The following is a 10,325-nucleotide window of genomic DNA, read 5'->3' on the forward strand; positions in this document are numbered from 1 at the left end:
CGGTGGGGTGGTGGGGGGTGCCGGGCGGGGGACGCACTCGGAGGCGTCGGCGGAGTCCGCCGGGGGGAGGACGAGGGTTTCGGTGGGGCTGCCGCCGGGGGTCAGGGGGAGGCGGTAGACGCGGGAGCGGCCGTTGGTGCGGTTGGAGACCGGGTAGAGGGCGCCGTCGGGGGCGAGGACCACCGAGCCGTAGGAGGTGCTGACCGGGAGGGGGTTCTGGCCTGTCTGGGTGACCGAGCCGGTGGCCGGGTCGATTCGGACCGCGCGGCCCTGGCCGGGGAACAGCACCGGGGTGGACACGCCGTAGAGGCGGCCGTCGGCCGGGCGGTGTGCGAGGTCGTCGACGGTGATGCCGGACAGGGACAGGTGGACCCGGGCGTCGACCACGGCGTCGCTGAGGCGGATGGAGAGCAGGGTGGTGCCCGCGATGGCGTGGAAGTGGCCGTTGGCGACCGCGCCGCCCCGGATGCCGAAGCCGCCGTGGGCGGTGTCGCGCAGGGGGGTGGTCGAGAGGACCTTGCCCGTGGTGTCCATGGTGATCAGCCGGGAGGTCGGGTGGAAGCCCTCGTCGGTGAGGGCGTAGATGCGGCCGTTGGCGTAGCCGAGGGCGGCGGCCCGGAACTCGAGGGTGCGCACCCGGGTGGCCGTGCCCGCGGCCAGGTCGATCGAGCTGAGGGTCGACAGGCCGTGGCCGCTGTTGGTGACCCGGAAGAAGGTGCAGTCGGCCGGGGCGGGTGGGCCCGCGGTCAGCAGGACCGGGTCCGGGTCGGCGGTGAGCAGCGCCGTGCCCGCCAGCACCGTGGACACGGCGATGGCGGACAGGACGGCCTGGGGGCGCCTCATCGCAAGCGGGCCAGTACGGCTTCGAAGGCCGCCGGTTCCACCTTCGCCGCGCCCGCGAACGGGTTCTGCAGTTGGTAGGTGGCGAACAGCAGCAGGGACAGCAGACCGGCCAGGATGCCGACGATGATGATGTGGACCAGCGGTTGCGGTCCGCCGAACAGCAGGGCCAGCGAGATCGTCATGACGCTGCCGAGCACCAGGGCGAACCACACCACGTCGGTGACGCCGTCGCCGCCCGCGGTGTTGAGCCGCTGCTGGCGGGCCTCGTAGGCCTCCCAGAGCTTGTCCGAGGCGAGGTTCTTCTGGTCGTTCTGGAAGTCGTCGTTCGCCTGGGCCTCGCGGATCGTGGTGCGCAGCTCGTCCAGCAGCGCCCAGCCCTTGTCGCCGACCTCGCCGTTGCCGGTGGCCATCATCGGCCACTCGACGTCGGCGACCTCCTGGGCGTACCGGGCGGCCAGGTCGCGGACCTCGGTCCGGGTGGGTTCGGGCAGGGCGTCGGCGGCCCAGGACGCGGCGACGACGCTGTCGGCCTCGCGGTAGGAGCCGTCCTCGGCGGCGGTGGTGCCGTCGAACAGCGAGATCAGCACGAACGCCAGCAGGACCGCGTGCAGCCCGCCGACGATGGTGAACACCTGCCCGGCGGACTCGTTGTTCTCGACCGTGCCCTCGGTCTCGCCGACGTGGCGCAGGAAGTAGGCGATCGCGGCGGCGACCGCCGCGGCGCCCAGGACCCAGAGCAGCCCCTGGAAGTAGGTGTTCATGCGTGTTCCCTTTCCCGGCCCGCCGCCCGGGGGCGGCCGTCGGCCGGTGGAGGCAGAGGTGCCTGCCGTTCTCGGAGGAGCTGTCCCGCCGCGCGGCGGGCCGGTGTCGCCGGTCGCGCGGCGGGCCGGGGTGCGCTGCGGGGGAGCCGGGGCGCGCCGGGTCGGGCACCGGCGCGGGAAGGCGCGTCCCGTCCGGGGGTGGGGTGTCCGCTCCGCCCGCGACCGGGGCGCCGGGTGTCCGGGGCCCCGGGGTGACCGGGATCGCGGTTCGCCTCGCCGGGGAGCAGGAGGACCCTACCGCCCCCGGTGATCCTGGCCCCGCCGGTGTCCCGCGCGCGAGCCGCCAACCGGGTGTCGGGACCGGGCGCGGTCCGCCGCCGGGTCCCCTGGGGCACAGGCGAAGGATCTTCACGTCGACGCGTCCGCCCCCCGGGCCGCGGCGCGGACCGACCACCCGCGGGCGGCGCCGGGCGGGGCCGGTCGACCGCGTGCGGGAGCGGCAGCGGGACCACGTCGTCCAAGTGCCCGATCTCCTGTTCCTCGCAGTCGCCGTCAGCACCGGCGGGGTGTCGCGGGTGCTCTGTCGGACGCGGCGCGCGGCGCGCGCGGGTGCGAGCGTTCCAACTCTGGCCGAGGGAGGGGGCACCTGGCGAGGTGTTCGTGATCGAAGTACTCGATCGGGTTACCCGCGACCGTGGACCGGTCACGGTCGCGACCCCGGGGAGCGGGGTCGGCGCGACCGGTCGCGGGGGCGGTCGAGCGGCAACCGACCGTCCACTCCGGACTTGCCGTCCGGCGCCCCGCCACCGCCGCGCGGCCCGGTCCCCCGGGCGCGGAAGCCGCGCCCGGGGAGGGTGACCGAACTCATGGCGCCCCCTGCGCGCCGGACGCGGCGCACACCTGGCAGCATGCGCCCTCGCGGGCCGGAACGCGCTCAGACCCTCGTGACGACCGCGCGGGGACCCGGACGCGGCGGGTCACCGGGAAGACCCGTTGGGCCATTCGCACGTGTCGAACACCCATTCGGCCCAGCAGGGCTGCGCCGAAGCGACCAACGACGCCAGGCGCGTCCGCCACAGTGGGTCCACAGTGGATTCCACACCCGTGGGCGGGGTCGCTGGACTGCGGATATGGTCGTCCGGTCGTCGAGTCGGAGCAGAGGAGTTGACATGGCTGAGCTGCTGCTGGGGCCGCTGCTGCGGCACGTGGACGACCGGTCGGCCACGGTGTGGGTGGAGACCGACGCCGCGTGCTCGGTCGACGTCGGGGGCCGGGAGGTCCCCACCTTCCGGGTCGCGGGCCGCCACTACGCGCTGGTCGTGCTCACCGACCTGGAACCGGCGACGTCGCTGGAGTACCAGGTGCGCCTGGACGGGGAGGTCCGCTGGCCGCTGCCCGACTCCGACCTGCCGCCCAGCCGCATCCGCACGCTGCCCGTCGGCGGCGACAAGGACTTCCTGATGCTGTTCGGGTCCTGCCGCAAGCCCGAGAGCGAGGACCCGGCGGAGAACAAGAAGTGGGGCACCGACGCGCTCGCCGCCTACGCGGTGCGGATGAGCACCCAGGACGAGCGGGACTGGCCGGACTCCATGGTCATGCTCGGTGACCAGGTGTACGCCGACGAGACCAGCAAGGCGACCCAGGAGTGGATCTCCACCCGGCGCTCGCTGGACGAGCCGCCCGGGGTGGAGGTGGCGAACTTCGAGGAGTACGTCCGGCTCTACCACGAGTCCTGGTCGACCCCGCTGATCCGCTGGCTGCTGTCCACCGTCCCCACCTCGATGGTCTTCGACGACCACGACGTGCGCGACGACTGGAACACCTCCCAGGACTGGCGCGACGCCATCGAGGCCACCTCCTGGTGGGCCGAGCGCGAGCAGGGCGCGCTGGTCACGTACTGGATCTACCAGCACATCGGCAACCTGTCGCCGGACGAGCTGGCCGAGGACAAGACCTTCGCCGCGGTGCTGGCCGAGGGCCGCTCCGGCGACGCCGAGGGCGTGCTGCGCGCGTTCGCCGAGGTCGCCGCCCAGGAGGTCAACGGGCGCAAGGGCACCCGCTGGAGCTACCGCCGCGACTTCGGCAACGTGCGGCTGCTGGTCATCGACACCCGCTCCGGGCGCATCCTCAAGGACGGGCACCGCTCCATGGTCGGCGACGGCGAGTTCGAGTGGATCGAGGAGAACGCCGACGGCGACTACGACCACCTGCTCATCGGCTCCTCGCTGCCGTGGCTGATGCCGCACGTGGTCAGCCACGCCCAGTCGATGAACGAGGTCGCCGCCCGGCGCACCGACTGGCGCGGGCGGCTGGCGGAGAAGCTGCGCCAGGGCGCCGACCTGGAGCACTGGCCTTCCTTCCGCGGCTCCTACGACCGGCTGACCCGGCTCATCCGCCGCATCGCCGAGGGCAGCGCGGCGTCGGTCTGCGTGCTCTCCGGCGACGTGCACCACGTCTACGCCGCCGAGGCCACCTTCGACCGGGAGGTCAACGCCAGGGTGTGGCAACTGACCTGCTCGCCGCTGCACAACAGCATCGAGGGGTACATGCGGCCGCTGTTCAAGCTGGCCTGGTGGCGGCCGCTGGCCAACGGGCTGCGCCGGTGGATGTACCGCTCCGAGGAGATCGAGCCGCTGCCGGTGGACTGGACGAAGGCGGCGGGCCCCTACTTCGGCAACGCGGTGGCCACCCTGCGGGTGCGCGGGCGCCGCGCGGACATGGTCATCGAGCAGGCGGGCACCGGCGCGGACGGCCCGTACCTGCGGCCACGGGCGCCCATCGCCCTCGTCGACTGACGGGGCTTCTAGACTCGGGTGCGTGGAATACCAGCTCACCGCCGACGTCGCCCCCGCCCCGGACCTCCCCGGTCTCGACCCGCTGCAGCAGCACGGCGTCGCCGCCCTGCTCGACGAGCAGCTCGACCTGCTCGCCGGGATCGAGGGGCCGGACGGGCTGGAGGTGGAACCGCTCGACCACCGGGTCGCCGTGCACCCGCACGGGGCGGTCATCACCTGGCTGCTGGACGCCCCCGCGCTGGCCTTCGCCGAGGAGGCGGCCCGGCACGTGCTGACCGAGCTGCTGGCCCAGACCGACCTGCTGGAGGGCTGGTCGGTGGGTCGGTGCGAGGTCATCGCCACCGACGACGACCTGGCGGCCGCGCTCGGCGACGTCGAGGTCGCCGAGGACTCCGACGACGAGGACGGGGAGCTGTCGGAGGAGGAGGTCGCCGCGCTGCGCGACGAGCTGGAGGCGTCCTCGGCGCAGCTCCGCGCGGTGGGCCCGGAGGCGTTCGGGCACGTCGCCGACGACCCGTCCTGCGCGGTGTCGGCGCAGGCGGCCCGGCTGGTCGCCGGGGCCATGGTGCAGGGCATGGAGGTCCTCACCGACGAGCTGTTCGCCGACGTGCAGGAGCTGGAGGACGCGGAGACCTCGGCCAGCGAGGTGGAGGCGCTCAGCGTGCTCGACCAGCTCCCGCAGCGCTACGCCGACCACTACGGCGCCCTGTTCGCCAAGCAGTTCCTGGTGATCACCGCGATCCTGGGCCACCGGCTGACCCAGCCGGGCTGGACCGCGCCGCTGTGCACGGCCGAGGCGCTGGCGCTGCACGTGCTCAAGACCGAGGCGGCGGTGCAGCTCGAGCTGGCCGGGCTGATCGACGAGCTGCCGATGAAGGAGATCATGGCCGCGTTCGACGAGCACGTGCTCGGCGGCGTGGAGCACGAGCGCCTCTACGACCAGGGCGAGGGCGCGGACGCCGACGAGGACGACATCGACCTGCTCGGCACCCCCGGCCTGGACTTCGACGAGTGGTTCCTGCCGCGCGGCGGGGACGCCCCGGTGCACCCGTACCTCGCGGTGGAAACCGCCGCCGGGGTGACAGCGGAGTGACCTGAGCTACGCATCCCACGCTGCGGAACACCGTTGACCAGGCATTAGTCCCCTGGTCGACTGTCCGACGTGCCCCCTACCGTGATCAACGGCAAGCGATGTCCGAGCTGAGCGACCCCGTTCGCCCGCTCCCGCCACACCCGCTTCCCGACTCACACCACTAGGGGTTCAACCATGGTTGCCGCACTCTCCGACCACCGGTCCAGCGCCACCCGCCCGACCCGGCTCACCCTGACCGTGCACCTCACCGCCGCCGCCGCGGCGGTGCCCGCGCTGGCCGGGGAACTGGCCGACGCCCTGCACGCGCTCGGCAGGCACGACGGGGTGACCGCCGCGGTCACCGTCGACGAGACGCCCCCGCTGGGGGTGGTGGTGCCGCTGCCGCGGGCCGTCCGGGCCCCGCTGCGGGTGCTGACCGGTTCGCGCCGGGTGCTCTGGCACGGGCACGAGGTGGAACTGACCAGGTTGGAATTCGACCTGCTGGCCTACCTGGCCGGGCACCCGAACCGGGTGCACCGCAGGCAGGCGCTGATGAGCGCGGTGTGGGGCACTTCCTACGTCAGCGAGCGCACCGTGGACGTGCACATCCGCAGGCTGCGCAGCAAGATCGACCCCACGGTGCCGCTGGTGCGCACCGTGCGCGGCGTCGGCTACCAGTTCGGCGACCGCGACCTGGTCTCCCTGGAGCCCTGACCGTCCACAGCGGACAACCCGCCCCCGGAGCACACCGGGGTGCGGCAAATGGCCCAACGTGGCCCCATCTCCGTTTCAGGTTCGGCACGGGTGGTACGTCACCGAACAACGAGGAGGAATTCCTTGCACTGAAAGGAGAACCCCATGTCGACAGGCGCGATCATCGGCATTGTCGTCGCGGCCGTCGTCATCATCGCGCTGGTGGCAGTGGTCGCCAGGATGCAGTCCCGGCGCAAGCACCTGCGCGAGCGGTTCGGCCCCGAGTACGACCGGACGGTCGCCGAGCACCCCCGCAAGGACGCCGAGCGCGAGCTGCTGGAGCGGGAGAAGGAACACGCCAAGCTGGACATCCGGCCGCTGGAGCCGCAGGCGCGCGACCGCTACGCCGCGCAGTGGCGGGGCGTGCAGGAGCAGTTCGTCGACCGCCCCGCCCCCGCGGTGCAGGAGGCCGACCGGCTGGTCACCGTCGTGATGGCCGAGCGCGGCTACCCGACCGACGGTTCGCACGAGGACCGCGTGCGCAGGCTGTCCGTCGAGCACGCGTCCACCATGGAGCACTACCGCGCGGCGCACCGGGTGCGCGGCAAGGAGAACGCCTCCACCGAGGAGCTGCGCGAGGCGATGGTGCACTACCGCGACCTGTTCACCGACCTCCTGGGCGGCGACGGGCACCGCGGCGGCAACGACGGACACGCGGTGGACGGCGACGCGCCGCACCGCCCGACCGCCAAGCGCTGAGCACCGCTCCCCCCGATCCCCCGAACCGGAGACACCACCATGCGCAACAGCACCACTTCCGACGACCATCGACTGCACACCGAGGACCTGGTGTCCGACTCCAGCCCGGCGAAGTCCACTGTGGACCCCAGGACCGACGGTCCGCACACCGCCGACCGGTCGACCGGTGGGCACCACGACGACCAGGACGCGACCCACCACCGCGACGCGGACCAGAACCCGGACCGCACCGCTGACGGCGACCGCGGCGAGCACCACAGCGGGTTCGCCACCGCCGACGTCACCGACCCGCGGGACACCGACCGCCAGTCCGGCCAGTCCGACCGGGGCAACTGGGACGGCGCGCCCACCTACGAAGCCCAGCCCCCGGTGGACCCGAACCGGTCGCCCGGCTACCCGGAGTCCACCGAGCAGCCCCAGGCGGAGCACGGGCAGCGCGAGCGCGGCACCCCCGCGGCGGGCGAGGCCGAGGAGCCCGGCGCGGAACTGTTCGCCGACGCCGAGGTGGAGCGCTTCCGGGGCGAGTGGTCGAAGGTCCAGGCGAACTTCGTCGACGACCCGCGCGAGGCAGTCCGCGACGCCGACCACCTGGTGGCCGAGGTCATGCAGAACCTGGCCAAGACCTTCGCCGAGCACAAGCGCGGCCTGGAGGGCCAGTGGCAGGGCGGCGGCGACAGCGAGGCGCACACCGAGGACCTGCGCCAGGCCCTGCGCCGCTACCGCTCCTTCTTCAACCAGTTGCTGCACACCTGATCCACCGTCCCGGTCCCGGAAACCACCGGAGCCGGGACGCCGTGCGATCAGCCGAACCCCGCGCCGCCACCCCGGCGCGGGGTTCGGTGCGCGCGGGGCGCGAGAATGCGGCGGTGACCGCGTACACGATGTTCGACACGCCGCTGGGCTGGTGCGCGCTGGCCTGGAACGACCGCGGCCTGGTGGCCGTGGAGCTGCCCGGCGGCGACCGGGCGGGCACCGAGGCGCACCTGCGCGGGCGGATCGCCGACCCGGTGCCCACCGAACCCGGTGGGCCGGTGGCGGACGCGGTCCGCCGGATCGCCCGCCTGCTCGGGGGCGAGCGCGACGACCTGCGCGACATCCCGGTCGACCCGACCGGCATCCCCGAGTTCCACCGCCGCGCCTACGAGTTCATCCGCACCGTCCCGCCGGGCGAGACCACCACCTACGGCGAGGTCGCCAGGGCGGTCGGCGCGCCGGGGTCCGCGCAGGCGGTGGGGCAGGCCATGGGCGCCAACCCGTACCCGGTCGTCGTGCCGTGCCACCGGGTGCTGGGCGCGGGCGGCAAGGTCGGCGGGTTCTCCGCGGGCGCCGGTGCCGCCACCAAGCTGCGGATGCTGGGGATCGAGGGCGCCGCCCCGGGCGGTCAGCCCTCGCTGTTCGACTGACCGGGCGCCGCGTACTCCACCACACCGTTCGCGGTGGACGACTTGAGCGCGCCGCGGACGACGAGCACGTCCAGGTGCGCCGCGGTCTCCCCGACGGCCAGCACCTGGTTGAACAGGTCGAGGGTGTCGAAGGCGCGCTCGCGCCGGGTCCAGCCCAGGCGGCGGGCGGCCTCGAACGCGGTGCCCGCGCCGTCGCGGACGGCCTCGGCGGTGCGCGCCAACCGCTGCTCGTGGTGCTCCAGCAGCTCGTCCACCCTGGCGTGCACGCTGGGGGCCACCGGGCCGTGCGCGGGCAGCAGCCGCATGTCGGGGTGGGTGCGCATCAGCCGCAGCGAGTCCAGGTAGTCGCCCAGCGGCAGCCGGGCCCGGGCGGGCTCGAAGCCGATCGACGGGGTGATGTGCGGCAGCACGTGGTCCCCGGCGAACAGCAGCCCGGCCGCCGCGTCGACGAACACGACGTGCCCGCGGGTGTGGCCGGGGGTCGGCACGGCGGTGAGGGTGCGGTCGCCGAGGACGATGTCCTGGGTCCCGGAAAGCCATTCGTCGGGCAGCTCGTAGCTGGGGCGGCCGGGGTCGCGCTGACCCAGCATCGCCCGCAGCTTCGACTGCAGGGCGGTCGCGCCCCAGGCGCGCAGGTCGCTCACCTGGCGCTCGGCCTCGCCCGCGAGGACCACGTCGAGGTTGGGCTGCTCACCGATGCCGAGGGCGATCCGGGTGCCGAACATCCGGCGCAGCTCCACGGCCATCGTGTAGTGGTCGCGGTGCATGTGGGTGACCAGGAACCGCGACACCGAGCCGAAGTCGTGGTCGAGGGAGTTCAGCGCGGACTCCAGCAGGTCGCGCGCCTCCCGCAACCCCCAACCGGAGTCGATCAGCACCAGCCCGTCGGTGGTCTCGACGCTGTAGACGTTGACCGCGTGCAGGCCGTCACCGGGCAGCGGCAGCGGGATGCGGTGCACGCCCGGGGCCACCTCGAACGCCCCGGGTTCCGCCCACGGTCCCGAGCCTGCCGCCATCGTCGCCTCCGCTGGAGTTGGTTGCTCAGCGCAACCTACCAAGTCAGACGGCGATGGCGATCGCGGCGACCACGAACCCGCCCTCGGCCAGCCACCGGCCCTGGAACCCGCGCAGCACCTCCCCCTTGACCCGGGGGCCGTCGACGAGCAATTCGGCGGTGAAGGTGCCCGCCGGGTCGAACCGCAACCGCGCGTCGGAGAACCCCAGCCACTCCCTGGCCAACGGGAACCACGCCTTGTAGACGCTCTCCTTGGCCGCGAACAGCAGCTTGTCCCAGTGCACCCCGGGGTGCGCCGCGGCCAACTCGGCCAGGTGCACCCGCTCGTCGGCCAGGGTCACCGCGCTCTCCACGCCCTCGGGCAGCGGCACGTGCGGCTCGGCGTCGATGCCCACGGTGATGATCTCGCCCGCCTCGGCCAGCACCGCGGCCCGGTACCCGGCGCAGTGGGTCATGCTGCCCACCACCCCGTCCGGCCACCCCGGGGCACCGCGCTCACCGGGGACGATCGCCGCGGGCGGGCGGCCCAACCGGGCCAGCGCCTGCCGCGCGCAGTGCCGGACGGTGGTGAACTCGCGCCTGCGCTTGTCGACGGACTTCGCCACGCACGGCTCCTCCTCGGGCAGGAGCACGGCCTCCGGCGGGTCGTCGTACGCCTCCACCGCGACGACAGCGGCGGGCAGGATCTTCTCGATCATGGGGTCACCACGGGGAGCACCCTAGCCGGGGCACCCCCCGCGGCGGGAGGGGCGTGGTCCCGGATCACGTCCGTCCCACGCCCCCAGGACCCGTCCTCGAAGCCGCCCGGCCACCCACGAACCGCAGGCCCGGCCAAGCAGAGAACCGGGCGGGTGGATGCGCTTGGTCAGCCGACCACCCCGCAACCGCCGGCCCGGCCAAGCAGAGGCTCACGCGGGTGGATGTGCTTGGTCAGCCGACCGCCCCGAAAACCGCCGGCCCGGCTACGGCCCTGCCCGGGTGGGT

General features: G+C 73.7%; 10 protein-coding genes. 6 read left to right on the forward strand and 4 right to left on the reverse strand.

Annotated features, from left to right (window positions below):
* Positions 1 to 843: DUF6923 family protein (locus tag UO65_RS28620; RefSeq protein ID WP_035288646.1), on the reverse strand; the 843-nt coding region annotated here is incomplete at its 3' end.
* Positions 840 to 1,604, reverse strand: a complete 765-nt coding sequence (locus UO65_RS28625) for a bestrophin-like domain (RefSeq protein ID WP_035288649.1) — start codon at positions 1,602 to 1,604, stop codon at positions 840 to 842. The genes UO65_RS28625 and UO65_RS28620, both read right to left, overlap by 4 nt.
* A 1,169-nt stretch (positions 1,605 to 2,773) precedes the next feature.
* On the opposite strand from UO65_RS28625, the gene UO65_RS28630 reads away from it, so the two are divergent.
* The 6 genes from UO65_RS28630 (at position 2,774) to UO65_RS28655 (ending at position 8,326) form a co-directional block, all read left to right on the forward strand.
* A complete protein-coding gene (locus UO65_RS28630) occupies positions 2,774 to 4,399 on the forward strand; it encodes an alkaline phosphatase D family protein (protein ID WP_035288652.1) in 1,626 nt (541 codons plus the stop codon).
* A gap of 22 nt (positions 4,400 to 4,421) precedes the next feature.
* Complete coding sequence (locus UO65_RS28635; protein WP_035288655.1) at positions 4,422 to 5,492, forward strand: hypothetical protein; 1,071 nt, start codon at positions 4,422 to 4,424, stop codon at positions 5,490 to 5,492.
* A 174-nt stretch (positions 5,493 to 5,666) separates the two neighbouring features.
* Positions 5,667 to 6,185 carry a winged helix-turn-helix domain-containing protein gene (locus UO65_RS33790; RefSeq protein WP_052021906.1) on the forward strand — a complete coding sequence of 173 codons (519 nt, stop codon included), beginning with the start codon at positions 5,667 to 5,669 and terminating at the stop codon, positions 6,183 to 6,185.
* Positions 6,186 to 6,329: 144 nt separating this feature from the next.
* Entirely contained in the window at positions 6,330 to 6,923 is a 594-nt protein-coding gene (locus tag UO65_RS28645; protein WP_052021907.1) for a hypothetical protein, read from the forward strand.
* Between the two features lie 39 nt (positions 6,924 to 6,962).
* Positions 6,963 to 7,676 (forward strand): hypothetical protein, encoded by a 714-nt coding sequence (locus tag UO65_RS37655; protein WP_181400206.1) that lies wholly within the window; start codon positions 6,963 to 6,965, stop codon positions 7,674 to 7,676.
* A gap of 113 nt (positions 7,677 to 7,789) precedes the next feature.
* Positions 7,790 to 8,326 (forward strand): methylated-DNA--[protein]-cysteine S-methyltransferase, encoded by a 537-nt coding sequence (locus tag UO65_RS28655; protein WP_407643232.1) that lies wholly within the window; start codon positions 7,790 to 7,792, stop codon positions 8,324 to 8,326.
* Here the strand turns inward: UO65_RS28655 and UO65_RS28660 are convergent.
* Together UO65_RS28660 and UO65_RS28665 are read right to left on the reverse strand one after the other, a co-directional pair.
* Positions 8,305 to 9,342 (reverse strand): MBL fold metallo-hydrolase, encoded by a 1,038-nt coding sequence (locus UO65_RS28660; protein WP_035288657.1) that lies wholly within the window; start codon positions 9,340 to 9,342, stop codon positions 8,305 to 8,307. The genes UO65_RS28655 and UO65_RS28660 overlap by 22 nt on opposite strands.
* 43 nt (positions 9,343 to 9,385) lie before the next feature.
* Entirely contained in the window at positions 9,386 to 10,039 is a 654-nt protein-coding gene (locus UO65_RS28665) for a 4'-phosphopantetheinyl transferase family protein (RefSeq protein ID WP_035288660.1), read from the reverse strand.
* Positions 10,040 to 10,325: the final 286 nt, after the last annotated feature.

Origin of the sequence: Actinokineospora spheciospongiae, from assembly GCF_000564855.1 — a bacterium.
Classification (GTDB): Bacteria; Actinomycetota; Actinomycetes; order Mycobacteriales; family Pseudonocardiaceae; genus Actinokineospora; species Actinokineospora spheciospongiae.

Excerpts from the sequence above, each read along its gene's own strand:
- UO65_RS28625 (WP_035288649.1), bottom strand. The coding sequence starts at position 1,604 with ATGAACACCTACTTCCAGGGGCTGCTCTGGGTCCTGGGCGCCGCGGCG.
- UO65_RS28630 (WP_035288652.1), top strand. The coding sequence starts at position 2,774 with ATGGCTGAGCTGCTGCTGGGGCCGCTGCTGCGGCACGTGGACGACCGG.
- UO65_RS33790 (WP_052021906.1), top strand. The coding sequence starts at position 5,667 with ATGGTTGCCGCACTCTCCGACCACCGGTCCAGCGCCACCCGCCCGACC.
- UO65_RS28645 (WP_052021907.1), top strand. The coding sequence starts at position 6,330 with ATGTCGACAGGCGCGATCATCGGCATTGTCGTCGCGGCCGTCGTCATC.
- UO65_RS37655 (WP_181400206.1), top strand. The coding sequence starts at position 6,963 with ATGCGCAACAGCACCACTTCCGACGACCATCGACTGCACACCGAGGAC.
- UO65_RS28660 (WP_035288657.1), bottom strand. The coding sequence starts at position 9,342 with ATGGCGGCAGGCTCGGGACCGTGGGCGGAACCCGGGGCGTTCGAGGTG.
- UO65_RS28665 (WP_035288660.1), bottom strand. The coding sequence starts at position 10,039 with ATGATCGAGAAGATCCTGCCCGCCGCTGTCGTCGCGGTGGAGGCGTAC.